The organism is Loktanella sp. DSM 29012 (genome assembly GCF_900110705.1).
GTDB classification, from domain to species: Bacteria; Pseudomonadota; Alphaproteobacteria; order Rhodobacterales; family Rhodobacteraceae; genus Loktanella; species Loktanella gaetbuli.
In genome coordinates this window covers 35,798-61,998 of the sequence record NZ_FOEJ01000007.1, presented here as the reverse complement: position 1 = coordinate 61,998, position 26,201 = coordinate 35,798, and the positions used below count along the sequence as shown (strand labels likewise).

The following is a 26,201-nucleotide window of genomic DNA, read 5'->3' as shown; positions in this document are numbered from 1 at the left end:
CGCGTTACAGGTCCATATAGACGTGCGTTTCCGCCTTGGCACCGGGATGGGTCACAGCACCTTTGCGGGCACCACCCACCAGCTGCGCGAATTTCCAGATCGCGCCAGAGGCATAGTTCGTGGGCCGCGGGCCAGACCAGGCCGCGCGGCGTGCATCCATGTCGGCGTCGCTGACATCGACAGACAATTCCCCGGTCAACGCGTTGATCGTGATGATGTCACCGTTTTGCAGCAAGGCGATCGGACCACCATGCGCGGCCTCTGGCCCCACGTGACCAACGCAGAACCCGCGTGTCGCACCCGAAAAACGCCCATCGGTGATCAGGGCCACCTTCTTGCCCATGCCCTGACCGGACAGGGCGGCGGTGGTCGCCAGCATTTCACGCATCCCCGGACCGCCTGCGGGGCCTTCGTTGCGGATAACAAGGACTTCGCCTTCCTTGTATTCGCGCGCCTTGACGGCGGCGAATGCCTCTTCTTCGTTTTCGAACACGCGGGCGGGACCGCTAAAGACCTGCTCTGCATCGGACATGCCTGCAACCTTGACGATGGCACCATCGGGGGCCACGTTGCCGCGCAGGCCGACGACGCCGCCGGTCTTGGTGATCGGGTTGTCGATAAAGTGGATCACTTTGCCGTCCGGCTCACCTTTGATCATGTCCAGCTCTTCGCCGATGGTCTTGCCCGACGACGTGATACAATCCTCGTGGATCAGGCCGGCCTTGCGCAACTCCTTCATCACGACAGGAATGCCGCCTGCGTCAAACAGATCCTTGGCCACGGCCTGACCGCCCGGTTTCATGTCGACGAAATACGGCGTGTCCTTGAAGATGTCGCAGACGTCCCACAGGTCGAAATCAATCCCGGCCTCATGCGCCATCGCGGGCAGGTGCAGACCGGCATTCGTCGACCCACCGGTGCAGGCGACGACGCGCGCCGCGTTTTCCAGGCTCTTGCGGGTGACGACATCGCGGGCACGGATGTTTTCGTTGATCAGGTGCATGACAGCGCGGCCCGATGCCTCGCCGTATTGCGCGCGGTCCTTGTAGGGGGCAGGCATGCCAGAGGAATTCAGAAGCGCCAAACCGATCGCCTCGGACACGCAGGCCATCGTGTTGGCCGTGAACTGGCCGCCACAGGCACCGGCGGACGGACAGGCCACGCGTTCCAGGATCGCCAGCTGTTCTTCGGTCATTTCGCCGGACTGGTACCGGCCCACCGCCTCGAACATATCCTGCACCGTCAGATCGCGTTCGCCGAAATCGCCCGGCAGGTCCGCACCGGCGGGTGCCTTGCCCGGCAGGATCGACCCGCCATACATGAACACAGACGGCACGTTCAGACGGATCATCGCCATCATCATGCCCGGCAGCGATTTGTCGCAGCCCGCCAGACCTACCAGCGCGTCATAGCCGTGACCGCGCATCGTCAGTTCCACCGTGTCGGCAATCGCCTCGCGCGAGGCGAGCGAGGACCGCATGCCTTCGTGGCCCATCGCGATGCCGTCCGTGACGGTGATGGTGGTGAATTCGCGCGGTGTGCCCGCCGCTTCCTTGACGCCGCGCTTGACCGACTGCGCCTGCCAGTTCAACGCGATGTTGCAGGGGGCCGCCTCGTTCCAGCAGGTCGCAACGCCGACAAAGGGCTGAGCGATGTCCTGTTCGGTCAGATCCATCGCATAGTAATAGGACCGGTGCGGCGCGCGCGCGGGGCCTTCGGTCACGTGACGGCTGGGCAGCTTGGATTTGTCGGGGCGATTGGCGGTCATTGCATTCTCCTCAGGGGCTCGGCACGGGTCTAATTTGCGGACCCCTTCCTGACAAGTCGCAACTGCGGTTGCAGGACCGTGCAGACGCAGCATAACGTGGCGCATGATCTGGCACCGACCCTACCTTGCGATGGCGGCATTCACGGCCCCTGCCCGTCCCGCAGGCAGCCTGCTTCGCATCATTGCCGTCCTCATCATCTTCGAGATCGCCTTTGCGATCATGCCGCACATCTATTTCAGCCTGCTGGGGCCCGACGCCGACCTGTCGACACCTGCGGCGACGGTGCTGGATTTCGGAATGTTCATCCTGCCCGCCGCCACCTTGATCCTTGCCGTGCGCCTGCTGCATCAACGCGGCCTTGCCAGCATGATCGGCCCGCGCAAGCTGGCAGTGCGGCACACCGTCGTGGCAACGCTCGCGGTATCGCTTGTGTTGCTGGTGCAGGAACCTGCGTTGCTGTGGTTCGACCTGTCCCAGGACCTGGGGCTGCGCAATCCCGCGCTCTGGCTGGTGTGGTTGTTGCCCGGCATCGTTGCAATCACGCTTCAGTGCGCCACCGAAGAACTGCTGTATCGCGGATATCTGCAACAGCAACTTGGGGCGCTGTCCTCCAGCCGCTGGGTCTGGATGGTGCTGCCTTCGGTCTATTTCGGTTTCGGGCATCTGTATAATGGCGACACCGTGGCCGCGGGCGTGCTGTGGGCCGGCTGGGCCACATTGCTGGGACTGGCCTGCGCCGATCTGACTGCGCGCACCGGCACCTTGGGCGCAGCCGTGGGACTGCATGTGGCCAACAATATCTTTGCCACCGTCATCATCGCCGAGGCACAGACGCCGTCCAGCGGGCTTGCGCTGTTGCTTTACCCTTATGCGGGTGATTTGCCTCCCGATGACTTTGGGCTGATCGCACTGCTGACGCCGTTCACTTTGTTCGACATCGTGGTGTCGATCATGGGCGTACTGGTCATGTGGCTGGCCGCGCGGGTCGCGCTGAGGGTGTAGATTGCATTCATGACGCACGGTCGCTATTTCCAAGGCAATCAAGAGAGGCCGCATCCCATGAACTGGATCACCAATTACGTCCGCCCCAAGGTCAACGCCCTGTTTTCACGGCGCGAAACCCCGGACAATCTGTGGACGAAATGTGATGACTGCGGCACGATGCTGTTTCACCGCGAACTGGCCGACAACCTGAATGTCTGCGGAAACTGCGGCAATCACATGCCGATCGGTGCGCGCGACCGCCTGCTGTCCCTGTTCGACGGTGGCATCTACACCGAGGTTGCGGTGCCGGAACCCGTCACCGACCCGCTGAATTTCCGCGATCAAAAGAAATATACCGACCGTCTGCGCGACGCCCGCCGCAAGACCGGTGAAAAGGACGCCATGCTGGTGGCCGAAGGCGACATGGGCCGCACGCCTGTGGTCGTGGCTGTGCAGGACTTCAGTTTCATGGGTGGGTCCATGTCGATGTACGTCGGCAACGCCATCATCGCGGGTGCCGAACGCGCCATCGAACTGGGTCGCCCGTTCATCCTGTTCTCCGCTGCTGGCGGTGCCCGGATGCAAGAGGGCATCCTGGGCCTGATGCAGATGCCGCGCACGACAATCGCGGTGCAGATGCTCAAGGAGGCAGGCCTGCCCTATATCGTCGTCCTGACGCACCCGACGACCGGCGGCGTCACGGCGTCCTACGCCATGCTGGGTGACGTCCAGATCGCTGAACCCAACGCGCTGATCGGCTTTGCCGGGGCCCGGGTCATCGAACAGACGATCGGTGAACAGTTGCCAGAGGGATTCCAGCGCGCCGAATACCTGCTGGACCACGGCATGCTGGACCGTGTGACGCCCCGCACCGAGCTGAAGGAAGAACTGGTCACGATCCTGCGGATGCTGATGAAAATGGAACCACCCGTTGCAGGTGACCTGCCAGCGCCACAGATCACAAGCGAAGCCGAGGTCGAACCGCCGGCCACACCCACAGATCTGGCCGAAACCGAACAGTCCAAATAGCGCGGACGGCCGGTCGCCAGCCGGCCCCGCGGCAACAATCCCCCTTAGGATGCGGCCATGACATCTGACCTGATCCTCCAACGGATGATGACGCTGCACCCCAAGGTGATCGACCTGACGCTGGATCGCGTCTGGCGGCTGCTGGCGGCGCTGGACAATCCGCAGGACAGGTTGCCCCCTGTGATCCACATCGCGGGCACCAATGGCAAGGGCAGCACGCAGGCCATGATGCGGGCCGGTCTGGAATGCGATGGTGCTGCGGTCCATGCCTATACGTCGCCGCATCTGGCGCGGTTTCACGAACGCATCCGACTGGCGGGCGATCTGATTTCCGAAGACGCGCTGACCCTTGTGCTGGACCGCGCCTATACGGCCAACGGCCCCGCACCGATCACGTATTTCGAGATCACGACCGTTGCAGCACTGCTGGCCTTTGCCGAAACGCCTGCCGACTGGACCCTGCTGGAGGTCGGATTGGGCGGGCGGCTGGACGCAACCAACGTGATGACACCGCGCCTGTGCGTCATCACGCCGGTCGATCTGGATCACCAATCGTTTCTTGGCGACACCATCGCGCAGATCGCCGGCGAAAAGGCAGGTATCCTGAAACGCGGCGTCCCCTGCGTTGTCGGCCCTCAACATCCTCAGGCGCTGGAGGTGATCGAGGAACGTGCCGCCCGGCTGGGTGCGCCGTTGCTGGCCTACGGGCAACACTGGCATGTTGGCGTGGAACGCGACCGGCTGGTCTATCAGGACGAAACCGGGCTGCTGGACCTGCCGCTGCCGCACCTGCCCGGACCGCATCAGATCACCAATGCCGGGGCCGCGATCGCGGGACTGCGTCACCTTGGGGCGACCGATGCCGCCTGCGAGGCCGCTGTCACCCGCGCCTATTGGCCGGCCCGGATGGAACGGCTGACGACAGGCCCGCTTGTCGATTTGGCCGCCCCTGCAGAACTGTGGCTGGACGGAGGCCATAACCCCGCCGCCGGTCGGATGATCGCACAGACGCTGGCCGCCTTGCCCCGCAAACCCACGCATCTGGTCTGCGGCATGCTGAACACCAAGGACATCGCAGGCTATCTGTCCCCGCTGGCCTCGGTTGCGGACAGCCTGACAGCCGTGTCCATTCCCGACGAGGCGAATACAATTCCAGCAGATGAAACGGCCCGCATCGCTGAATCAGTCGGGATGATGGCACGCAGCGCCGACAGCGTGCAGGATGCCTTGACCGGTTTCGCAGGCGGCGATCCGGTCCGTATTCTGATTTGCGGGTCGCTCTACCTTGCAGGGCATGTGATGCGTTTGAATGATGCGGGTTAGTCTGTTTGCCCTTGCGCTTTTGGCGGGACCCGCCACCGCCGAGACCCTGAATTTCTGCTGGACCGGTGCGAACGGCTATACGATGACCGGACGCATGACGATTGCGGAAACCGCGATGGCCCGCACCATCGTCACGGAACGCGATGTGACCGGGTTCAAGATCGCAGGCTATCACCGCGGCCAGCTGCTGGGCACATGGGACATGGCAACGCGCGCGCCCTCTGCCACTTGGCACCTGCGGTTTGATCCATTGTCGCTGACATTTCTGACGGGCGGCAGTTTTTCGGGGACAAATTCGCAAGGCTGGAATGCCGACGGCAACGTCGAAAACTGCGGAAATCCCGGTTTTGGTTTCAATTCAGGGAATTACGCGCAGGATATCTGCCTGAACGGAGTCTATGTCGCGGACAGTTCGATCGACCCCGCAACGCCCCTGCGGGCCACCCGCGCGGCTGTATCACCCCGTTGCCAAGCCGCCATGCCACTCAGCAAGACAAACAATACTGAAAAATAGATTGACTGCGAATCAGTCATGATTCACAAAAGTGTCAACGGGGCAGAATGGCAGTGAATGTCACGCAGGCCCGGCGATCTTGGCAGGGCGAGGGGCAGGCTTATGGCCTGCTTTTTCGTGTCAGGCCGCTGGGTTTTCACCCCATCCATCACTTTGCATTTCGCGCAACCGGCTGGCCGTGCGTTCGAATTCGAAACTGCCCTCGCCTTCGCGGTACAGAAATTCCGGCGCGGCCGCGGCAGAACAGATCAGGCGCACGCGCCCCTCGTACAGGGCGTCGATCAGGGTCACGAAACGTTTGGCCTCGTTGAAATTGTCACGCCCCAATGACGGAATGTCCTCGAGGATGAGCACCCGCACGGCATCGGCCAGCGCAAGGTAATCCGCAGCGCCCAGCGGCCGCCCACACAGATCAAAAAACGACGCCCGCGCGACACCATTGTGATACCCGGGCAAGACGACCTCGCGTCCCTTGACGTGCAGGGTCAGCGGGTTGTCCGCACCTTGGGTCAGGTCCTGCCAGACCTTTGCGATTGCGCTGCGCGCCGCTGCGTCAGCAGGTGTGAAATAGGTCGGAGTGCCCGCCAGCCGACCCTGTCGATAATCCGTTTCGGCGGCCAATTCGTGAACCACCAGCCGTGTCTTGAGAAGGTCGATGAACGGCACGAACAACTGGCGGTTCAAACCGTCCTTGTACAGGTCGTCAGGCGGCCTGTTCGATGTGGTGATGATTGTCACGCCGGCGGCAAACAACCCCTCGAACAGTCGACCCACGATCATCGCGTCCGTAATATCGGTGATCTGCATTTCGTCAAAACACAGCAGCCGCGTCTGATCCACCAGCGTGGCAACCACGGGTTTGATCGCATCATCGACCCCCTGCCTGCGGGCCTGCGCGATTTCGCTGTGAACCCACTGCATGAAGGCATGGAAGTGGCGGCGCAACTTTGGCGCATCAATCTGCGCATAGGCCAAATCCATCAACATGGATTTGCCGCGCCCGACGCCACCCCACATATACAGCCCCGGAACAGGGTCTGGCGCACGGCGGAACAGGCCCCGCTTGGCTGGCACGGCAAGTGCCGCCGCAATCCGATCCAATTCGGGCAGTACTGCACGCTGGGCCGGATCGTCATTCAGCGTGCCGTCCCGGACCGCTGCATCATAGGCATCTGAAACACTCATGCTGCATGAAATACGCCGCGTCCGATGAATTGACAAACAGGTCTTGTGGCCCGTCGAAACCGGTCGGGTTCGATTAAATATTTCTACAGTTTTCGCAGCGATTGTCCGCTCAGGCTCACGAGGGGACCCATGACCGAACTTATCCGAATTTTCATGACGCTGTTTCAGCCGGTCGGGATCGCGCTCTCGATGGCCTATGTTTACGGGCTGATCGCCCGCCGCAAACTGGACGGAGTCGCTGTCCGTCCGATCATGGGGTTGGTGCTGGGGCTCGCGGCGGTCGCATCGATGTCGTCTCCGGTCGAAATTTCGGATGGTTTCCTCATTGATTCCAGGCTCGTGTTCGTTGCACTGGCCTTCGCCTATTTCGATGTGCAGGGTGGCATCATCGCGCTTGTCATTGCGGGTTTGACCCGTTTCGCGATTGGCGGGGACGGCATGACTATCGGCTTGACCGCGATGTGTTCGGTCGCGGCATGCGGCCTGGCGTGGTCGAAACTGATCCGGTCCAGGGGCGTCCCGAACGTCGCTGCGACCCTCTTGCTGGCAACCGTGGTCGCAATGCATGCGCTGATTGGTCTGCTGCTGCCACAGGCGGCGCGACAAATCTACATGGCCAATATCGCGCCATTTTCCTTTGTGGTTCAGTTTGTCGGGACACTGGCCCTGGGCCTGTTGCTGACCCGTGAACGGCTACAGATCATCCGGGTGCAGACCCTGCAAACGGCCTGTCAGACGGACGGGCTGACAGGTGTTCTGAACCGTGCCGCCATTCGGGAGTTCGTCGACGGCCTGAACAGCCGGCCACAGGCCCCGCGCGGGCGTGCCTTGCTGCTGATGGATATCGACCGGTTCAAAATCATCAACGACACCTATGGCCACCCGGTCGGCGATGCCGTCCTGGTTCAATTTGTCCAAAGGATCCGAGATTGCCTGCGCGAGGGCGATCTGTTCAGCCGCCTTGGGGGTGATGAATTTTCCGTCCTGCTGCCGGATACGGCCGCAGGCACAGCGGAAATCATTGCCAACAGATGCAGAATGGCCATCAGCGGTACGGCCTTGAGAGTTGACGATCTGACCCTCGATCTGACCGTGTCGATCGGTGTCTCATGGACCCCGCTTCAGGCGAGTTTCGACCATCATAGTGCCAGCGCGGATCACGCGCTTTATCACGCGAAACGCAATGGACGGAACTATACCTGTGTCGGATCACCGCTTTTGGTGCCAGCAGCCGTTTCACTGGACGCAACAGCCTGACCATCCATCCAGTCCCGCATCAATTCCGCAACGACATCAGCGTGTTGCCAGGGCAGCGAGTGGGTTGCGTCAGGCACGACCTCGTGCACGACCTTTCGGTTCCATTGTGCCAGTTGTCCCATCGCGACGGCCGGGATCGTCGAATCCATGCCGCCCCAGATGGCCAGAACCGGGATTTCGGCAGCGGCGACGGCACGATGGGCATCCTGCATCTGGGCTGACAACGCGCCCCGCAGGCTGGACAGAACAGCGGGCAGATATCCCCTGCGCGTCAGTTGATCGTGTTGCACCCGACCGATCGCCGTACCCGTCGCCGCGACCTGACGCAGATCGCCCGCACCAAACCCACGCGCCAGCCAGTCCCCGATCACAGGCGTATCACGCGCAAACCGCCAGAATGGCGTCAGGTTCAGCCCCATACCCGCCGACGCCAGCAGGACGATCCTCTCGACACGCGCCGCGTTTTTCGCCGCAAAGAGCGTCGCGATCGTGCCGCCCATGGAATAGCCAACGAGCGTCACGGGGCCTGTCACATCCTGATCGCGCAGCAGATCATCCAGCTGTTTCAGGAAAAAGGCACCATCTTGCGTCCCTGCAACAGCGTCAGACAGTCCCCGACCGTACAGATCATAGCAAAGCACGCGATAACCTGACTGCGCCAAGTGACCCGCCAGATCATCAAACACGGGGCTGGGTGTCGTCAGTCCATGGATTGCCACGACCACAGGACCACGCGAAGGACCGGTCCAGCGATACCAAGTGCGCCCCTGTGACAACGCAGCCCATGTGCCGGTCCCGCGAATATCCGCAGTCAAAGGCGGCTTGCGCGCTTCGCTGAGGAATGGCCAGCACGCCAGAAACAGCAGGAGGATCTCAAGGACGATCAGCCAGATCATGCCGCGCCGACCTGACCCAGAATGTAATGCGCCGTCATCAGATCAAGATGCGCGCCACCGCCGTTCTTGAACAAGGTGATATCCCCTGGTTTCCGCTCAAACCGGTCAAGGTCATAGTAATCCGCCAGAACATCATCCGGCCCGATCACACCCCGCGTCAGTGGATCGCGCAACTCGCCGATGTGGTCCATCGTCGTGCTGCGATTATCGACAAATATCCGCGCACGCCGCAGGGCCGCGTCATCGGCCTCGCGCATGTCGGGGCGATAGGCCCCTATCAGATCGACATGCTGGCCGGGCTGCAGCCATGTACCGCACAGAACCGGTTCGGTCGTCATCGTGGCACAGCAGATGATATCGGCGGCCCGCACGGCGGTTTCCAGATCATCAGCCACCTGCGCCCCGTGATCGCGGGCAAACCGCGCGGCCCCGTCAGCGGACCGGTTCCAGATCGTGAACGACGCATGCGCAAAGGCGGCACCATAGGCCTGCACCAGCGACGCACCCACGGTCCCTGCGCCGATGATCAGGATATTGCGGCTGTCCGGGCGGGCCAGTCGTCTCGCGGCCAGCAGGCTGTCCCCGGCTGTTTTCCATTTCGTGACCAACCCGAAATCCAGCACGGCTGACAGACTGCCATCCGCATCCGACATCAGGTTCACTGCACCGCCGACCATCGGACGCCCCTGCGCAGGGTTATCTGGAAACACCGTTGCCGCCTTGACCAGCACGCCCAACCCCGCGATCCACGCGGACCGGTTCAGCAGCGTCCGGTTCCCCTGGTACAGGAACACATCCTTGATTTCTGCCGGCGGCAGGTCGTGGCCCGCGGCCAGCGCATCCGTCAGCCCGATCCAGTCGAGCTTTGCCTCGGCCTCTGGTCCAATCATTTTGGTCATTGTGCCTCCTCTGCGGTCAGCAGCCCTTCGGACACCAGACGATCTGCAAAGGCCTGAGGACCATCGAACAGATGCGTCTGCCAGCCCCGTTCGGCCGCAGCAGCGATATTGTCGACGCGGTCATCGGTGAACAGCAGGACCGTAGGATCGACACCGCAATCCACCTCGACCCGGCGGTAGATCTCGGCGTCAGGTTTAATGACGCCCATATGGCCGGAAATATAACGACGGTCGAAATCATTCAGGAACGGATACACCTTTTCGGCAATCGCAAAGGTCTGAATGCCAAAATTGGACAGGGCGAACACCGGAACCCCTGCCGCGCGCAGGGCGTGCAGCAACCGAATCGAATGGGGGATTTCAGGGCTGGCCATCTGCGCCCAGTTATCGTGCCACATCATGATTTCGGCATGCCAGGCAGGATTGGCCGCGGCAAAGGCCGTGACGGCCTCCAGAAAGTTGTCGCCACGGTCCACACCGTCATTCATGCCGTGCAGGTCAAGGGCGGCGAACATCGCGCGGCGACGTTCCTCGCCGATCTGCGCGTCATAGAACCGTTCCGGCTGCCATTCGATCAGCACGTTTCCAATGTCAAAGATGACGGCCTCTACAGGCATGGGGGAGTCCTTTCAGGATTGGGCGGCCTTGCGCAGGCTGCGTTCGAGCACGTCCAGAAAACGGGACCGGTCGGCCTTGGAAAATGCACGACCACCGCCCTGACGAAACGGATCGGCGGCGCGCATGTCAGCCATCAGATCGCGCGTCGCCAGCACGTTTCCGATATTGGCCTGGGTCAGCGGCTCGCCATTGTGTTTGAGCACCTGCGCACCGTTTTCCACGCAGCGGGCCGCCAACGGAATGTCACCCGTGATGACGACATCGCCCGGCCCGGCCCTGTCCGCGATCCACATGTCAGCCACGTCCGGCCCGTCCGGCACCACGATGGTCTGCACCAGCGGGTTTTGCGAAGGACGGATACCGCCGTTGCTGACCACGAACATCTGCACCTTGTGCCGTGTGCCGACGCGTTCGACCTCTGCCTTGACCGGGCAGGCATCAGCGTCGACATAGATGCTCATGCGTAGAGAGCCTGCGCGTGAAAATCGACGTGATCGGCGATAAATGACGCGATGAAAAAGTAGCTGTGGTCATACCCGCTTTGCAGGCGGATTTGCGCGTCTGCACGGGCATCGGCACAGGCCGCCGCGAAATCGCCTGTGTTCAGCTTGTCATAGAACTGATCTGCGGTGCCCTGGTCCACCAGAACCGGCTTGTCGTAGCCCCTGGACCGCATCAGCGATGTTGCATCGTGACCTGCCCAAGCGCTTTTGTCGGACCCCAGATAGCCTTCGAACTGACGCTGGCCCCAGTCTGACGCAGTGGGATGGCAGATCGGCGAAAAGGCCGAGACGCTGCGGAACATGTCGGGGTGTTTCAGCGCCAGCGTCAGGGCACCATGACCACCCATCGAATGACCCGTGATCGACACACGGTCCATGTCCAGCGGGAAATCAGCAAGCGCCTGCATCAGGTCGCGCGTGATGTAGGTTTCCATCTGGTAATGCGGCTTCCACGGGTCCTGCGTCGCATCGAAATAGAAACTGGCGGCCAACCCCATGTCGAATCCGTCGGTATCGGCCACGTCCTCGCCGCGCGGCGAAGTATCGGGAAAAACCAGCGCAATGCCCTGTTCGGCAGCAAAGGCCTGTGCGCCGGATTTGGTCATTGCGTTTTCATGGGTGCAGGTCAGACCCGACAGATAGATCAGGACCGGCACAGGGCCGTTCGCGGCCTCTTCCGGCAGGAACAGGCCGAATGTCATGGTGCCACCCGTGGCCGCCGACGCATGAGAATAGACGCCCTGCGTCCCGCCGAAACACTTGTTTTCCGAAATGGTATCCATCGTCGTCTCCTTGGTTTGCACCAGTGCTAACGCGCCCCCGGCCCGGTGTCACGTCACCAGCGCGATGACCACGGACACGGTGATGATCGACAGCGTCGTCGACACCAGGATTGCCGCTGACACGCGCTGGGGCGCGACCCGGTAATGCTGCGCCAGCATATAGACGTTGCCAGCCACAGGCAGCGCCGCCAGCGCGATCATCACGCTGGCCTCATAGGCATCCACCGTAAAGATCAGCAGCGCAAAGACGGCCACCGCAGCCGGATGCAGCACCAGTTTGCAAAACGTAAGCCATGACGCGACCGACAATTTCTCGGCGGACTTGCTCGCCAGTGAGGCACCGATGGCAAAGAGTGCGCCGGGCGTTGCTGCACCACCCAGCAGGGTCACAAATTCATTGACGGGCTTTGGCAGGTCCCACGCAAGCGCTGACACGGTCAGCCCCAGCGCAATGGACACGATCATCGGATTGGCCAGCAATCCCAGCGCAACGGTTTTCAAAACACCTAGCTGGATGCGCCCGTCGCGGCTGCCGGTGATCAGGATGACAATCAGACTGCCGAACACGATCAGATCGACCGCCAGTACCATCATGTTCGGTCCGATCGCGGCAGGTCCCAGCAGCAAGGTCAGCATCGGGATGCCCAGAAAACCCACGTTGCCGATCACGGCGACCTGCGCCTCGACTGCCGCCTCTGCCACGGGCAATCGGCGGATCATGGCGACGATGGTGGCCAGCACGTAGATCAACATCGTGCCGCACAGATAGGCCGCGACGAATGACCAGTCCCAAACATCCGCCAGCGACAGGTTCGCGGAAAACCGGAACAGCATCGCCGACAGCGCGAAATAGAACACGAATTTCGTCAGATAGGCCGTCGCCTCGGCGCTGAAAAAACCTGACCGCCCGGAGGCATAGCCCAACCCGATGATGGCAAAGAATGGCAGTGTCTGAATGAAAATCGCGATCATCAGTCGAACACGCCGCTGACACGCGCCACGATCATGAACGCCCGCGCCGACCGCGTATCGGCCAGCGCGATCATCTCGGCATCACTGGCATCCGGTTCGACCTGCGCCAGCATACGGTCGAACAACCGCAGAAAATGATGTGCGGCGTCGCGGAAAATCACGTCCTCGCGCATCCGTCCTGCCGTCAGCGCAAGGCTGGACCGGTCCCGAATGCCACCCAGCGCCGCGACCGCCCGGCCCCGTTCACCCTGCGCGAACCTGCGCCACAGATCGGGTTTTGCGCGGTCCGGTTTCAGGTCATCCATGTAGATGCCATCCTGACTGAGCAGTGTCAGCACGTCCTGGCTGGCCTTGATCAGCTTGCCAGCCGACCGATCCTTGAGCGCGCGGCGCAATGCGCCGAAACCGGCGGTGTCGCGCTCGTCCTCGGGGAAATTAAGGGCGCGGATCAGCTCGGCCGTTTCCAGCGGAACGGCCATGTCCTCGGCCGAGGTGCCCAGCGCCAGCGTTGGCTGATCGTCCGGTACCGTCTTGATCGAGGTGATCGCCAGCTTGGACCGCGCCATATCCCGCGAACTGGTAAACGTCGCGACCGTCGCTTCGGTCTTGCGCGCTGTCTGGGCGATTTCCTCCAGCCGTGCCTCGACCGTCTTGGGGGACATGGCCGACGATTGCGGCGTGACACGCAGTGCCGCCAATGCATCATCCAAACGGTTGATGCGCCGTTTGGTTTCGCGCTGCGCGTCCATGATCAGATGACACACCACCAGCACGGCAGGCGGCAGGATCAGCGCCAGCAGGTAGAACAGCGTGATGGCCCCACCGAAACCCTCGGGGGTGGCTGGCTGCAATACCCATAGCACCAGAACAAGGACGATCCAGGCAACGCCCAGCCCGGCCAGAAGGGATCCGGCGACACCGGATTCCTCTGGCTCTGGACGAAATTGCGGCATGGTGTTTGCTACTTGTATTCGATTTTCAGGATTTCGTAGGACCGTTCGCCACCTGGCGTGCGGACTTCGACACTGTCGCCCTCGTCCTTGCCGATCAGGGCGCGGGCCAGCGGCGATTTCATGTTCAGCAGACCTTTTTCGATATCGGCCTCGTATTCGCCGACGATCTGATAGGTTTTTTCCTCGTCCGTGTCCTCGTCCACCAGATGCACGGTCGCGCCGAATTTGACGTTGCCTGACATCTTGGCCGGATTGATGACGTCCGCCAACGACAGCACGCCTTCGATCTCCTTCACCCGGCCTTCGATGAACGACTGTTTTTCCTTGGCGGAATGGTATTCGGCGTTTTCAGACAGGTCACCGTGTTCGCGCGCCTCGGAAATGGCGCGAATGATGGCCGGGCGTTCAACCGACTTCAGGTGCTTGAGCTCATTGTCCAGTTTTTTGAAACCGGCAGCGGTCAGCGGAATCTTGTCCATGTTGGCACCCTCTTGGCCTGTGCGAATTCATCGCACGTTCATAGCGTATTCGCGCGTGGTAAAGTCAAGCGCCCGGCAAAACGCCGCGGCGGAACCGCGCCTTTGACGCATCGTTGTGATTGCGACGCCCCGGCGCGTCCTGTAACCCTTCGCGCAACTTTATTGCTGCACATGCAAAAGGATGGATCATGGCTGAACGCGAATCAATGGAATATGATGTTGTCATCGTCGGCGCCGGCCCTGCCGGGCTGTCGGCGGCCATTCGCCTGAAACAGATGGACCCCGATTGCAATGTCGTCGTCCTGGAAAAAGGGTCCGAGGTCGGCGCGCATATTCTGTCTGGTGCCGTTCTGGATCCATCGGGCCTGGATCGCCTGATCCCTGACTGGAAGGACCGCGGCGCGCCGCTGAATGTCCCCGTCACCGACGATCATTTCTACATGCTGGGCGAGGGCGGGAAAATCCGCGTGCCCAACATGCTGATGCCACCGCTGATGAACAACCACGGCAACTACATCGTCAGCATGGCCAACGTCTGTCGCTGGATGGCCGAACAGGCCGAGGAACTGGGCGTCGAGATTTTCCCGGGCATGGCCTGTTCCGAACTGGTCTGGGGCGACGATGGCCGTGTGTCGGGCGTTGTAGCCGGTGAATTCGGGCGCAACCCCGACGGAACCGAGGGACCGGGCTACGAGCCGGGAATGGAACTGCTGGGCAAATACGTGTTCCTGTCCGAAGGCGTGCGCGGATCGCTGTCCAAGCAGGTGATCGAAAAATTCGACCTCGACGCCAAAAGTGACGTGCAGAAATACGGTCTCGGCATGAAGGAAATCTGGGAAATCGACCCAGAGAAACACAAGCCCGGCACGGTCGTTCACACGATGGGCTGGCCGCTGAACGAATCCGGTGCCGGTGGCGGATCGTTCATCTACCACCTCGACAACAATCAGGTGTATGTCGGTTTCGTCGTGCACCTGGGCTATAAGAACCCGCACACATTCCCCTACATGGAATTTCAGCGGTTCAAGCATCACCCGATGGTCAAGGAATTGCTGGAAGGTGGCAAGCGTGTCGCCTATGGCGCGCGCGCGATTTCAGAGGGCGGATTCCAGTCCATCCCTCAGACGGCGTTTCCCGGCGGCTGCCTGCTGGGCTGTTCCGCAGGGCTGGTGAACGTCCCCCGCATCAAGGGCAACCACAACGCCATGCTGTCGGGCATTCACGCAGCCGAAGCCGCGATCGAGGCGATGCAGGCTGGACGCAGCGGCGACACACTGACCGACTACGACAAGGTGCTGAAAACCGGCCCCGTCGGCATCGACCTGAAAAAGGTGCGCAACGTGAAACCGCTTTGGTCGCGTTACGGGCTGACGACCTCGCTTGCGCTGGGTGGTTTTGACATGTGGACCAACACGCTGACCGGTATTTCGGTCATCGGCACGCTGTCGCACGGCAAATCCGATGCCGAGGCCACGGAGCCCGCAGATCAGCACAAGGTCATCGACTACCCCAAGCCGGATGGCAAATTGTCGTTCGACCGCCTGACGAACGTGGCCTTCAGCTTTACCAATCACGAAGAAAGCCAGCCCGCGCATCTCAAGCTCAAGGATCCGTCGATCCCTGTCGCGGTGAACCTGCCGAAATATGCAGGCCTATCCGCACGATATTGCCCGGCCGGCGTGTACGAATTCGTGGGCGAAGGGGACGAGACCAAGTTCCAGATCAATTTCCAGAACTGCGTCCACTGCAAGACCTGCGATATCAAGGACCCCAGCCAGAACATCGTCTGGACCGTGCCGCAGGGTGGCGACGGACCGAACTATCCCAACATGTGATCATTGCGGCGGTGACCCGCACGTTCAACCGCTCGTGACATGTGATTGATTGCACGCCATTGGACCTGCGCCTACGGTGCAGGTCCAAACGTTCTTGCAGGCGAGTGTCATGACGAAACGCATTTCTATCGCGGCCCTTGTGGTGGGTCTCATGTCGTTCGGCCCGCCAGCGCAGGCACAGGTCGATCCGGGTGCCTATCTGGCCGCGCGCAGTGCGGCTGGCGTGCGTGATTATGCGCCCGCCGCAGAATTTTACGAACAGGCCCTGGTCGAGGATCCCCAGAACGTCGCCTTGTTGGAAAGTGCAGCAGTGTCCTTTGTCGCGCTGGGCGATTTCGAACGCGCGGCCATTTTTGCGGATCGTCTGCGCGAGGCAGGTATCAGCAGCCAGGTCGGTGCTGCGATCACGGTCAGCGTCAACGCGGTCAATGGCAACTGGGATACGATATTGGACGCGGACCCGCTGGGTGTCAGCCCGCTGTTCGACGCGCTCGCCCGGGCGTGGGCGCTGGTCGGCACGGGGCAGATGACGGACGCGCTGACTGCCTTTGACGCGGTGGCCGACACCGACGGCATGCGCAGCTATGGCCTGCTGCACAAGGCCTATGCACTGGCGACGGTCGGCGATTACGAAGGCGCGCTGGCCATTCTTGCAAACCCTGGTGACGGCACCAGCGCATTCAGCCCCCGGGCCGCCATCGCGCAGGCGCAGATCCTGTCCCAGCTGGACCGAAACGATGATGCCGCGGCCGCGCTGACTGACGTGTTCGGCGCGACGCTGGATCCGGGCATCGTGGACATGCAGCGCCGTTTGGCCGCTGGCGAAACGCTGGGCTATGATGTCGTGACCAGCGCCGCAGAGGGTCTGGGCGAGGTCGCATTCATGATCGGCAGCCTGCTCGCAGGTGAGGCGCGCGACGACTATATCCTGCAATATGCCCGGATGGCGCAGTTCATGGCACCCGACAACGTCGATGCGGCCATGCTGACCGCAGCTCTCTTGCAGGAAATGCGCCGCTACGATCTGGCCGGAGAGGCGTTTGCCACCGTCCCCACCGACGATCCGGCCTATCCATCTGCCGAATTGGGCCGCATCGACAGTTTGCGGTTGTCCGGCCGGGACGAGGCCGCGATCGAAGTCGCACAAGCCCTCGCACGGGCGCACCCTGATCTGCCCTTTGTGCAGTCCCGGCTGGGTGATGTCCTGCGGGACAATGACCAACTGGATGCAGCCCATGACGCCTATACCCGCGCCATCGATCTTTATCCGCAGGACGACCCCAATCTCTGGATCGTCTATTATTCGCGCGCCGTCGTGTCGTTCGACAGCGACGACTGGCCTGCCGCCGAGGCCGATTTCCGCGCGGCACTGGAACTGGAACCGAACCGGCCCGAGGTGTTGAACTACCTGGGATACAGCCTTGTGGAGCGCGGCGAAAAACTGGACGAGGCACTCGACATGATCGAACGCGCGGTCGAGGGGCGGCCTGACAGCGGTGCCATCATCGATTCGCTGGGATGGGTCTATTTCACGCTTGGCCGCTACGAAGAGGCCGTCGCACCGCTGGAAACCGCCGCAGCGCTCGAAGCGACCGATCCGATCGTCAACGATCACCTGGGTGATGCCTATTGGGCGGTGGGTCGCAAACGCGAGGCACGGTTTCAGTGGCAGCGCGCCCTGTCCTTTGACCCGGACGAGGCGCTGGCCTCGCGGATCAGGGCGAAACTGGCGGACGGTCTGGATGCCGTCCGTGCTGCAGAAGGCCAACCCCCCATCACACTGGCAGACGATCCGACCCAATGATTCCGAACGCGGCACTGGCCCCGGCCAAGATCAATCTGACCCTGCATGTGACAGGACGCCGCGATGACGGCTATCATTTGCTGGATTCGCTTGTCGTGTTCGTCGATCTGGGCGACCGCCTGCGGGTTGGCCCTGCACCGGACCTGCGCCTGTCGGTGACCGGACCGTTCAAACCCGGCGTGCCGACCGACGAACGCAACCTTGTGGTGCGCGCGGCCCGCCTCTTGGCCCAGGTAACGGGCACGACACGTGGCGCTGCACTGACCCTGGACAAGATCCTGCCGCATCCTGCGGGAATTGGCGGCGGATCGGCCGATGCCGCACTGGCGCTGCATCTGCTGGCTGATTTCTGGAAAGTCGACCTTGCCCGGCTGACACGCGACGACATCCTTGGCCTTGGCGCGGACGTGCCGGTCTGTCTGGCGGGGCCAGCCCCGATGCGGATGCGCGGGATCGGCGAGGATCTGTCCAGCGTCCCGCGCTTGCCGGATTGCGCGCTCGTCCTGGTCAGGCCTGATGTCGATGTGCCGACGCCCGCAATCTTTGGCGCGCTGGACCGGACGGACCTCGCGCCAATGGACGCAGTGCCACAGGGGTTGGATTTCGCGGGTTTCGCAGACTGGCTGGAAACGCAGCGCAATGACCTTTTGCCACCGGCAAAGGCCATGGCCCCCGAGATTGCGCAGGCGCTGACGGATCTACGCAGCCTGCCACAGGTCAAGGCCGTGGGCATGTCCGGATCAGGTGCGACCTGCTGGGGACTTGTCGCGCATACGGCAGATGCGAAACTGGCGGCGAAATCCATGCAGCTACGGCATCCGCGCTGGTGGGTCGCACCGGGCGGAGTGTTTCAGACCAGCCGTTCCACCACGTAATCGGCCAGATCGACGAGCATTCCCTTGATCTCGTGATCGGGGATCGGGTCCAGCGCCGATTTCGCACGCGCGGCCCATGCGATTGCAGTCTCTTTTGTGCTGTCCAGCGTACCATGCCGCGCAAGAATGTCCTGGGCCTGTGCCAGATCGCCGTCTTCTTGCACGCGCTTTTCTAGCGTGCGGGTCCAGAACACGCGCTCGTTCGTATCGCCTGCCGCAATCGCGCGGATCACCGGCATGGTCAGCTTGCCCTCGCGGAAATCATCGCCCACGTTCTTTCCGATGCCCGCCCCGCCCTGCCAGTCCAGCAGGTCGTCAACAATCTGGAACGCAATGCCCAGCGCGTCGCCATAGTCGAACAAGGCCTTTACCTGATCCACGGGCGCATCCGCGATCACACCACCAACCTCGGTCGCGGCGGAAAACAGCGCTGCCGTCTTGCCGCGCACCACCTTGAGGTATGTGTCCTCGGTCGTGGCAATGTTGCGGGCGGCGGTCAATTGCAGCACCTCGCCTTCGGCGATGGTCGCGGCGGCGTTCGACAGGATGCGCAGCACGTCCATGTTGCCGGTTTCCGTCATCAGCTGGAAACTGCGGGCGAACAGATAATCCCCGACCAGAACCGAGCTGGAATTGTCCCACAGCAGGTTGGCGGTCGGTTTGCCGCGGCGCTTGTCGCTTTCGTCCACGACGTCGTCGTGCAGCAGCGTGGCGGTGTGGATGAATTCCACCGTCGTCGCCAGGTGCACGTGATAGGGTCCCGCATAGCCACACAGATTGGCCGCAGCCAGCGTCAGCATGGGGCGCAAACGCTTGCCACCTGCACCGATCAGATGGGCGGTCACCTCGGGGATGCGGGGGGCGTTTTCCGACGCCATGCGCGCCGCGATCATGTCGTTCACCGCAGACAGGTCCGCGGACAGGGCCTGCGCCAGGCGTTCGTGCGGCTTGGTGGCGGCGTGGTCGAGGCTCATGTCGTGTTCCCGTGTTGTGGGTGGCGCAGATGCGGCTATGGTGGCGTCATGAAGGAACTGCTGCGCACAAACGACCCCACGGTCATCGCCCTCGCCACGGCCCTGCTCAAGGTCGAGGAGATACCCTGTTTCACCTTCGACGTAAACATGAGCGTGCTGGACGGCAGCTTGGGCATCTTGCCACAGCGGGTCATGGTCGCCGACCGGGATCTGTTCATGGCACGCGCCGTCATGCGTGACGCAGAGATCCACACATCGCCATGACCGACGCCGACACGGGCGTGACCCACGATGCCTTTCTCGGGGGGCGTCTGACGCTGCGTCAGCCTCGGCAAGGATACCGCGCAGGGGTCGACCCCGTGCTACTGGCCGCCAGTGTTCCCGCCACACCGGGTCAGCGCATTCTGGACGTGGGATGCGGCGTCGGGACGGCGATGCTGTGCCTGCATGCGCGTGTACCGGACCTTTCGCTGACGGGGGTCGAGGTGCAGGCGGACTATGCGGCGCTCACGCGTCTGAACGCCGCTGACAACAACGCAGATGCCGTGGTGCATACAGCCGATCTGACAGACCTGCCGGATGCCGTGCGCCAGCAAACCTATGATCATGTGATCATGAATCCGCCCTATTTCGATCGTGGTGCCGGCGCGGCCGCCGCCGATCCGGGGCGGGATCTGGGGCGCGGTGGCCCCGTCGGACTGTCCGCCTGGCTGGACTGCGGTATCCGCAGGGTCAGACCCAAGGGCACGTTAACGGTGATCCATCCTGCCGGGCAGTTGGACCTGATCCTGTCGACACTGTTCGGACGACTGGGATCCATGCAGGTCAGGCCGCTGTCAGCACGGGCTGGTCGCGCCCCCAATCTGGTCATCGTTCAGGCCCGTCACGGTGGTCGTGCGCCGCTTGCGCTGGCGGCACCTCTCGTCCTGCATGCCGGCGCGATACATAAGGACGATCGCCCGGATTACACCCCGCAGATCGCCGCAATCCTGCGGGACGGCACAAAATTGCCGATGCAGGATTAATAATTTGGCAAGAATTGCGCAGCAGGCTGGTCCTACGCAACGCATCTCACGAAACAGATGACAAATCGATGACGCTGTGCTGAACTGACATTGTTCTAAATCAACCAAAGGAGCGGATCATGAGCCTCACTTCCCACATTGCAGAGTTGAAGAAGAAGCACCAAACCCTGTCGGACAGTGTCGAACAGTTACAGCGCAGTGCCGGTTCGGATGACTTGGAAATCGCCCGCCTGAAAAAAGAAAAACTGATGCTGAAAGAGGAAATTTCCCGCCTTTCGGCCTAACCTCGCGCGGCGCTGGCCCGTGCTGCCAGCGCCGCCCCGGCCATGATCAGGGCGGTCGCGCCCGCCAGTGTCCATGTCGCGGGCGACAAGCCCGCAACAACCAGGGCAACTGTCGATAACAGCGGTGCGGCATAGGACGCAGCACCCAAAACCTGAATGTCGCCGCGTTTCATCCCGACATCCCAGACAAAAAACGCGACCCCGACAGGCCCCAGCCCCAGCCCTGCGATCGCCAGCCATCCGCTGATCGTTGGTGTGACCCAGCTTTCCGCCAGCAGGTGCACGCCCCCCGACAACACCGCCGTCGCTGCGCAAAAGACGGTGACGCTGACCGTCGGCACATCACCGAACCTGCGTGACAGAACCGAATAGCCAGACCAGAACAACGCGCAAAGCAGCGCCAGACCGTAACCGACAAACGCCCCGCTACCCGGTGTGCCGCGCCCTGCCCCGATGATCAGCGCGGCCCCGGCGAATCCCAATATCGCCCCGGCGATATGCCCCCGTCGCAGCACCTCGCCCGGCAGAAGACCAGAAAACAGAACGATCAGCAGCGGCCACAGGTAGGCGATCAGCCCTGCCTCTGCTGGTGGGGCCAGCCGCAGGGCCGAAAAATACAGCGCGTGATAGCCGAATAATCCCACGGTGCCAAAGACATAGATGCGCGCAGGCACCCGGGACAACTGGCTCAGGGTGCCGCTGCCCCAGCCCCAGGCCAGCCCGACACCGGCCCCGATGCCAAAGGTCAGTGCGGTCAGTTGGAACGGCGGGACCGGATCGGTCGCAACCGTAAACAACGCCAAAAGTGCCCAAAGCAGGACGGCGACGAAACCGGTCAAGGTGGCAGTGCGACGTGTCATGAAACCAAATGCAAAAGAGCCGGGGGTCTGTCCTCCGGCTCTCTTGGCATATGCGGTACGCCTGCGAAAGCGTCAGGTCATGTATTGGCCACCGTTGGCCGTAATCGTCGACCCGGTGATGAACCCTGCGTCATCAGAGGCCAGGAACACGACCGCACGGGCGATCTCTTCGGCTTCACCCAACCGACCCACGGGAATTGCACCAACGATGCTTTCCATGACCTTTTCGGGGATCGTGCTCATCATGTCGGTGTTGATGTAGCCCGGTGCGACGACGTTTACTGTGATACCCGCGCGCGCGCCTTCCTGTGCCAACGCCTTGGTGAAACCGATGTCGCCGGCCTTGGCCGCGGCATAGTTTGCCTGTGCGAACTGCCCCTTCTGGCCGTTGATCGAAGAAATGGTGATGATGCGACCGAACTTGCGTTCGCGCATGCCCGGCCAGACAGGGTGGGTCATGTTGAACACGCCGGTCAGGTTGGTGCCGATCACCTCATTCCACTGGTCTGGCGTCATCTTGTGAAATGGCGCGTCGCGGGTGATGCCGGCATTGTTAACCAAAACCTCGATGGGACCGACCTCTTCTGCGACCTTTTGCAGGCCAGCAGCGCAGGCGTCATAGCTGCCCACGTCCCATTTATAGGTCTTGATCCCGGTTTCATCGGTAAAGGCCTTTGCCTTTTCGTCGTTGCCCGCATAGGTCGCGACGACCGTGTATCCCGCCGCCTTGAGGGCGTGACTGATCGCCCCCCCAATGCCACGCGTGCCACCAGTCACGAGTGCTACTCTCGCCATGTTTCTTCCTCCCTTGAGTCGATCTCCGCACCTATCGTAGTGGTTCAGCCCATCAGGTCTATCACCTTATGGGCAAGTACATGGGAAATTTAGGTTTTTGCTGCACCTTTAAACGAAATCCGGCCGCCAGAGGACTGACGGCCGGATAACGTTCAATTCAATCGGGGTCGTGCCCCGATCCGCCGTCAGGGAAGTTCGACGCAAAGCGCGACACCCATGCCGCCGCCGATGCACAGCGTGGCAAGGCCTTTTTTGGCACCGCGACGCTGCATTTCGAACAGCAAGGTGTTGAGAATACGCGCGCCAGATGCCCCGATCGGGTGACCGATCGCGATGGCACCGCCGTTGACGTTCACGATTTCGGGGTCCCAGCCCATTTCCTTGTTGACCGCGCATGCCTGGGCGGCAAACGCCTCGTTCGCCTCGACGAGGTCAAGGTCCGACGCTTTCCATCCGGCCTTGTCCAGCGCCTTGCGACTCGCATGTATCGGGCCCACGCCCATGATCGTGGGATCCAGACCGGCGGTCGCATAGGATACGATCCGCGCAAGCGGTGTGATGCCCCGCTTTTCAGCCTCGGCATCGGTCATGAGGATCACACCGGCCGCACCGTCATTCAGGCCTGACGCATTGCCGGCCGTCACTGTCCCGTCCTTGGTAAACGCGGGGCGCAGTTTCTGCATCCCCTCGACCGACGCGCCGTGGCGGATGTATTCATCCTCTTCGACGATCGTGTCGCCCTTGCGCGTCTTGACGGTGAACGGAAGGATTTCGTCCTTGAACTTGCCGGCCTTCTGCGCGGCCTCGGCCTTGTTCTGGGAAGCCGCAGCAAAGGCGTCCTGGGCGTCGCGGGTGATCTCGAACTTTTCAGCAACGTTTTCAGCGGTCTGACCCATGTGATAGTTGTTGAACGCGTCCCAGAGACCGTCGCGGATCATGGTGTCCACGAATTTCGCATCGCCCATCTTGTAGCCGGCGCGCAGATGGGCCGCATGTGGGGACAATGACATGTTTTCCTGACCACCCGCTGCCACGATATGCGCATCACCCAGCTGAATGTGCTGCGCGCCCAGCATCACGGCACGCAAACCGGACCCGCAGACCTGATTGATGCTCCACGCCGAGGATTCGATCGGCAGCCCGGCGTTGACATGGGCCTGACGCGCGGGGTTCTGTCCCTGCGCCGCGGTCAACACCTGCCCCAGGATCGTCTCAGACACCTCCGATTTGTCGATACCGGCGCGCGCGACGATCCCTTCCAGCATCGCAGTTCCCAGATCATGGGCTGGGACATTGGCAAACGCCCCGTTAAAGCTGCCGACGGCGGTCCGCCCTGCGGATGCGATCACAACATTGGTCATTTCATACCTCTTTCACTGGACTGCCCGCGCACCACGCGCGCGCGCATTTCCGCTGAACGGTATGGCGACAACAAACCAGAGGCAAACCAAAAGCGGTCACAGCAGACGGAAATTGGGCACACCGGTATGATACCCCTGCAGGCAATCCACACCGATCCGGGTCAGGATCTGCGCGTCGCGTTCCGATTCCACCCCCTCTGCCACGACAAACATCTCGAATTGACGGGCGACCGTGGTCAGCGCCTCGACCAGAACCTGATTTTCGGGATGCTGCGCCAACTGCGCGGTAAATCCCTTGTGCACCTTGGCCAGATCGAAACAGAAATCCCGCAGATGCAGAAATGATGTCAGCCCGCCACCAAACCCATCCAGGGCAAAACACACGCCGCGCGGCTGCAATTCGATCATGAACCTGATCACCACCTCGTGCAGCAGCATCGCGGATTGTTCGCTGATTTCCAGAATCAGTCGGTCATCCAGATTGCCCCGCGCCGCCAGCGCATCGGCCATCGTGCTGCGCCATCGCCAATCTGCCAGCGACCGGGCCGAGACATTGATGGACAGACGCACATGCGGGTTTTCCGACAGCAATCGCAGCGCCAGTTTTAGCGCCAGCGTGTCGATGCGACGCCCGGCGTCGGTATCGGCCACCTGCGGCATGAATTGCTTCGCTGGCAAGATACGCCCACCATCATCCAGCAAACGGATAAGACCCTCGTAAAAGCAGACCCGGCGATCTGTCGTCGCCGAGACCACAGGCTGAAACGCCAGCCGCGCACGGCCCGCATCCAGCGCCTCGGACACGAGAGTCTGGATGTCCGCGTCACGACTGGCAAAAGCCGCGACAAGCGGATCCGAAAATTCAGGTACGCCCCCGTTGGCGTCGATGATGGCAAGCATGGCTGCGTTGTCCGGTTTTGGGTGATGTCATCCTGACGCAACACGGGCTAAGATTGCGTTAATGCGACCCGAGGACCGCAAAATGATCCTACGACGCTGCGACTGGGCCGGGCATGACCCTGTCTATCAGGCCTATCATGACACTGAATGGGGGGTGCCGGACTACGACAGCCGCGCCCTGTTCGAAAAGCTGATCCTGGACGGATTTCAGGCCGGGCTGTCCTGGATCACCATCCTGAAAAAGCGCGACAATTTTCGCACCGCCTTTGCCGGGTTCGATCCTGACATCATCGCCACCTGGGGCGATGCAGAGGTCGCGCGGCTGCTGGCCGATCCTGGGATCGTGCGCCACCGCGGCAAGATCGAGGGCGCGATCAAGAACGCCCGCGCCTACCAGAAAATCGAGGCGGATCAGGGTTTCAGCAATTTCCTGTGGTCCTATGTCGATGGCAAGCCGCTGCAAACCTATCGTGCGACCATGGCCGACGTGCCTGCGCAGACGCCGCTGTCGCAACAGGTCTCGAAGGACCTGAAAAAGGCGGGCTTTACGTTTTGCGGGCCGACGATCGTCTATGCGTTCATGCAGGCGTGCGGGTTAGTCAACGATCACATTGTCGATTGCCATCGTCACTCAGCACTTACCAACGGCTAAGCGCGTCCTCGTCGGCATCCTTGGCGGCGACCCAATCCGCACCGTCGGCAGTCACTTCCTTTTTCCAGAACGGCGCGCGGGATTTCAGGTAATCCATCAGAAAATCGGCTGCGGCAAAGGCATCGGCGCGATGTGCAGAGGCTGTCGCAACCATCATGATCGGATCGCCGGGGGCCAATTGACCGAACCGGTGTATCACCAGCGCATCGGTCAGGTTCCAGCGGGCCTTTGCCTCGGACACCAGTGCGGTAATCGCGCGTTCCGTCATGCCGGGATAGTGTTCGATCAACATGTGCCGCAGACCACCGTCCACATCGCGCACCACGCCCGTGAAACTGACTACGGCCCCGGCACCGGGCGCATCGGCCGTGAACCGGTCCAGTTCCGCACCGGCACCAAATGCCGCCTCTTGAATGCGGACCGCCATCAGCCGCCCGTCATCGGCGGAAAGAAAGCGACCTCGCGCACACCGGCCAGAGGCGCATCAAAACCGGTCAGCTCTTGATCCAGCGCCACCCGCAGCGCCGTGACATCGGCAAAGGCCGCCGCATACCGGTCCTCGCGGGCGCAGAGTTCCGCCACCAGATCGGCCACAGTCGCGGCCTCGGTCTGGATCGTCTCGCGTGGCAGGCCGATGCGTTCGCGCACCCATGCAAAATACAAGATATCCATG

29 protein-coding genes are annotated in these 26,201 nt (G+C 61.9%); 12 read left to right on the top strand and 17 right to left on the bottom strand.

Annotated elements, in window-relative coordinates; translation table 11 throughout:
- Window positions 1-4: 4 nt before the first annotated feature.
- Window positions 5-1,768 (bottom strand): dihydroxy-acid dehydratase, encoded by a 1,764-nt coding sequence (gene ilvD, locus BMX27_RS14770; RefSeq protein WP_090160833.1) that lies wholly within the window; start codon window positions 1,766-1,768, stop codon window positions 5-7.
- Between the two features lie 103 nt (window positions 1,769-1,871).
- Between ilvD and BMX27_RS14765 the strand changes: the two genes are divergently transcribed.
- Genes BMX27_RS14765 through BMX27_RS14750 form a run of 4 tightly spaced genes read left to right on the top strand, consistent with a single transcriptional unit; the run spans window position 1,872 to window position 5,619 of the window.
- Window positions 1,872-2,771 (top strand): CPBP family intramembrane glutamic endopeptidase, encoded by a 900-nt coding sequence (locus tag BMX27_RS14765; RefSeq protein WP_090160831.1) that lies wholly within the window; start codon window positions 1,872-1,874, stop codon window positions 2,769-2,771.
- Between the two features lie 57 nt (window positions 2,772-2,828).
- On the top strand, window positions 2,829-3,782 hold the full coding sequence (gene accD, locus BMX27_RS14760) for an acetyl-CoA carboxylase, carboxyltransferase subunit beta (protein ID WP_090160829.1): 954 nt from the start codon (window positions 2,829-2,831) through the stop codon (window positions 3,780-3,782).
- 57 nt (window positions 3,783-3,839) lie between these two features.
- Window positions 3,840-5,105, top strand: coding sequence for a bifunctional folylpolyglutamate synthase/dihydrofolate synthase (locus BMX27_RS14755; RefSeq protein ID WP_256212581.1), 1,266 nt, complete (start codon window positions 3,840-3,842; stop codon window positions 5,103-5,105).
- Window positions 5,092-5,619 (top strand): hypothetical protein, encoded by a 528-nt coding sequence (locus BMX27_RS14750; RefSeq protein WP_090160827.1) that lies wholly within the window; start codon window positions 5,092-5,094, stop codon window positions 5,617-5,619. The genes BMX27_RS14755 and BMX27_RS14750 overlap by 14 nt, the downstream gene beginning before the upstream one ends.
- 120 nt (window positions 5,620-5,739) lie before the next feature.
- On the opposite strand, the gene zapE is transcribed toward BMX27_RS14750, so the two are convergent.
- Complete coding sequence (gene zapE, locus BMX27_RS14745; RefSeq protein ID WP_090160825.1) at window positions 5,740-6,804, bottom strand: cell division protein ZapE; 1,065 nt, start codon at window positions 6,802-6,804, stop codon at window positions 5,740-5,742.
- Window positions 6,805-6,933: 129 nt separating this feature from the next.
- Here zapE and BMX27_RS14740 point away from each other — a divergent pair, with 129 nt between their 5' ends.
- The gene (locus tag BMX27_RS14740) at window positions 6,934-8,061 is read left to right on the top strand and encodes a GGDEF domain-containing protein (protein WP_090160823.1); all 1,128 of its coding nucleotides are present in this window, start codon (window positions 6,934-6,936) and stop codon (window positions 8,059-8,061) included.
- Here BMX27_RS14740 and BMX27_RS14735 read toward each other — a convergent pair.
- From BMX27_RS14735 to greA, 8 genes are read right to left on the bottom strand one after another with little or no spacing between them, the layout of a single operon-like run.
- A complete protein-coding gene (locus BMX27_RS14735) occupies window positions 7,998-8,957 on the bottom strand; it encodes an alpha/beta fold hydrolase (RefSeq protein ID WP_090160821.1) in 960 nt (319 codons plus the stop codon). The genes BMX27_RS14740 and BMX27_RS14735 overlap by 64 nt on opposite strands.
- Window positions 8,954-9,856 carry an ornithine cyclodeaminase family protein gene (locus tag BMX27_RS14730; protein ID WP_090160819.1) on the bottom strand — a complete coding sequence of 301 codons (903 nt, stop codon included), beginning with the start codon at window positions 9,854-9,856 and terminating at the stop codon, window positions 8,954-8,956. The genes BMX27_RS14735 and BMX27_RS14730 overlap by 4 nt, the downstream gene beginning before the upstream one ends.
- Window positions 9,853-10,473, bottom strand: a complete 621-nt coding sequence (locus BMX27_RS14725) for an HAD family hydrolase (RefSeq protein ID WP_090160817.1) — start codon at window positions 10,471-10,473, stop codon at window positions 9,853-9,855. Before BMX27_RS14725 ends, BMX27_RS14730 begins: the two co-directional genes overlap by 4 nt.
- A 12-nt stretch (window positions 10,474-10,485) precedes the next feature.
- Complete coding sequence (locus tag BMX27_RS14720) at window positions 10,486-10,935, bottom strand: YaiI/YqxD family protein (protein WP_090160815.1); 450 nt, start codon at window positions 10,933-10,935, stop codon at window positions 10,486-10,488.
- The gene (gene fghA, locus BMX27_RS14715; protein WP_090160813.1) at window positions 10,932-11,759 is read right to left on the bottom strand and encodes an S-formylglutathione hydrolase; all 828 of its coding nucleotides are present in this window, start codon (window positions 11,757-11,759) and stop codon (window positions 10,932-10,934) included. The genes BMX27_RS14720 and fghA overlap by 4 nt, the downstream gene beginning before the upstream one ends.
- 48 nt (window positions 11,760-11,807) lie before the next feature.
- Window positions 11,808-12,731 carry an AEC family transporter gene (locus BMX27_RS14710; RefSeq protein WP_090160811.1) on the bottom strand — a complete coding sequence of 308 codons (924 nt, stop codon included), beginning with the start codon at window positions 12,729-12,731 and terminating at the stop codon, window positions 11,808-11,810.
- Entirely contained in the window at window positions 12,731-13,684 is a 954-nt protein-coding gene (locus BMX27_RS14705) for a hypothetical protein (RefSeq protein WP_090160809.1), read from the bottom strand. Before BMX27_RS14705 ends, BMX27_RS14710 begins: the two co-directional genes overlap by 1 nt.
- 8 nt (window positions 13,685-13,692) lie before the next feature.
- Entirely contained in the window at window positions 13,693-14,163 is a 471-nt protein-coding gene (greA, locus tag BMX27_RS14700; protein ID WP_056036460.1) for a transcription elongation factor GreA, read from the bottom strand.
- Between the two features lie 188 nt (window positions 14,164-14,351).
- On the opposite strand from greA, the gene BMX27_RS14695 reads away from it, so the two are divergent.
- The 3 genes from BMX27_RS14695 (at window position 14,352) to BMX27_RS14685 (ending at window position 18,677) form a co-directional block, all read left to right on the top strand.
- Window positions 14,352-15,998: an electron transfer flavoprotein-ubiquinone oxidoreductase gene (locus BMX27_RS14695; protein WP_090160807.1), complete on the top strand. Its 1,647-nt coding sequence runs from the start codon at window positions 14,352-14,354 to the stop codon at window positions 15,996-15,998.
- Between the two features lie 109 nt (window positions 15,999-16,107).
- Window positions 16,108-17,802, top strand: a complete 1,695-nt coding sequence (locus BMX27_RS14690; protein WP_090160805.1) for a tetratricopeptide repeat protein — start codon at window positions 16,108-16,110, stop codon at window positions 17,800-17,802.
- Window positions 17,799-18,677, top strand: a complete 879-nt coding sequence (locus BMX27_RS14685; RefSeq protein ID WP_090160803.1) for a 4-(cytidine 5'-diphospho)-2-C-methyl-D-erythritol kinase — start codon at window positions 17,799-17,801, stop codon at window positions 18,675-18,677. The genes BMX27_RS14690 and BMX27_RS14685 overlap by 4 nt, the downstream gene beginning before the upstream one ends.
- On the opposite strand, the gene BMX27_RS14680 is transcribed toward BMX27_RS14685, so the two are convergent.
- Window positions 18,653-19,651, bottom strand: coding sequence for a polyprenyl synthetase family protein (locus BMX27_RS14680; RefSeq protein WP_090160802.1), 999 nt, complete (start codon window positions 19,649-19,651; stop codon window positions 18,653-18,655). The two genes, BMX27_RS14685 and BMX27_RS14680, sit on opposite strands and share 25 nt — an antisense overlap.
- 48 nt (window positions 19,652-19,699) lie before the next feature.
- Between BMX27_RS14680 and BMX27_RS14675 the strand changes: the two genes are divergently transcribed.
- The 3 genes from BMX27_RS14675 to BMX27_RS14665 all read left to right on the top strand — a co-directional run bounded on the left by BMX27_RS14675 (window position 19,700) and on the right by BMX27_RS14665 (window position 20,960).
- On the top strand, window positions 19,700-19,915 hold the full coding sequence (locus BMX27_RS14675; RefSeq protein WP_090160800.1) for a putative signal transducing protein: 216 nt from the start codon (window positions 19,700-19,702) through the stop codon (window positions 19,913-19,915).
- Window positions 19,912-20,676, top strand: coding sequence for a tRNA1(Val) (adenine(37)-N6)-methyltransferase (locus BMX27_RS14670; protein WP_090160798.1), 765 nt, complete (start codon window positions 19,912-19,914; stop codon window positions 20,674-20,676). Before BMX27_RS14675 ends, BMX27_RS14670 begins: the two co-directional genes overlap by 4 nt.
- 119 nt (window positions 20,677-20,795) lie before the next feature.
- A complete protein-coding gene (locus BMX27_RS14665; protein ID WP_083484400.1) occupies window positions 20,796-20,960 on the top strand; it encodes a YdcH family protein in 165 nt (54 codons plus the stop codon).
- Here the strand turns inward: BMX27_RS14665 and BMX27_RS14660 are convergent.
- The 4 genes from BMX27_RS14660 to BMX27_RS14645 form a co-directional block, all read right to left on the bottom strand.
- Window positions 20,957-21,820 carry an aromatic amino acid exporter YddG gene (locus BMX27_RS14660; RefSeq protein WP_090160796.1) on the bottom strand — a complete coding sequence of 288 codons (864 nt, stop codon included), beginning with the start codon at window positions 21,818-21,820 and terminating at the stop codon, window positions 20,957-20,959. The two genes, BMX27_RS14665 and BMX27_RS14660, sit on opposite strands and share 4 nt — an antisense overlap.
- Window positions 21,821-21,892: 72 nt before the next feature.
- Window positions 21,893-22,615, bottom strand: coding sequence for an acetoacetyl-CoA reductase (gene phbB, locus BMX27_RS14655; RefSeq protein ID WP_090160794.1), 723 nt, complete (start codon window positions 22,613-22,615; stop codon window positions 21,893-21,895).
- Window positions 22,616-22,800: 185 nt separating this feature from the next.
- On the bottom strand, window positions 22,801-23,976 hold the full coding sequence (locus tag BMX27_RS14650) for an acetyl-CoA C-acetyltransferase (protein WP_090160792.1): 1,176 nt from the start codon (window positions 23,974-23,976) through the stop codon (window positions 22,801-22,803).
- Between the two features lie 96 nt (window positions 23,977-24,072).
- Complete coding sequence (locus BMX27_RS14645; protein ID WP_090160790.1) at window positions 24,073-24,876, bottom strand: EAL domain-containing protein; 804 nt, start codon at window positions 24,874-24,876, stop codon at window positions 24,073-24,075.
- An 82-nt stretch (window positions 24,877-24,958) separates the two neighbouring features.
- On the opposite strand from BMX27_RS14645, the gene BMX27_RS14640 reads away from it, so the two are divergent.
- The gene (locus tag BMX27_RS14640) at window positions 24,959-25,528 is read left to right on the top strand and encodes a DNA-3-methyladenine glycosylase I (protein WP_090160788.1); all 570 of its coding nucleotides are present in this window, start codon (window positions 24,959-24,961) and stop codon (window positions 25,526-25,528) included.
- Here BMX27_RS14640 and BMX27_RS14635 read toward each other — a convergent pair.
- Both BMX27_RS14635 and moaD read right to left on the bottom strand, forming a co-directional pair.
- Window positions 25,515-25,955 carry a molybdenum cofactor biosynthesis protein MoaE gene (locus BMX27_RS14635; protein ID WP_090160786.1) on the bottom strand — a complete coding sequence of 147 codons (441 nt, stop codon included), beginning with the start codon at window positions 25,953-25,955 and terminating at the stop codon, window positions 25,515-25,517. The two genes, BMX27_RS14640 and BMX27_RS14635, sit on opposite strands and share 14 nt — an antisense overlap.
- A complete protein-coding gene (moaD, locus tag BMX27_RS14630; RefSeq protein ID WP_090160784.1) occupies window positions 25,955-26,200 on the bottom strand; it encodes a molybdopterin converting factor subunit 1 in 246 nt (81 codons plus the stop codon). The genes BMX27_RS14635 and moaD overlap by 1 nt, the downstream gene beginning before the upstream one ends.
- Window position 26,201: the final 1 nt, after the last annotated feature.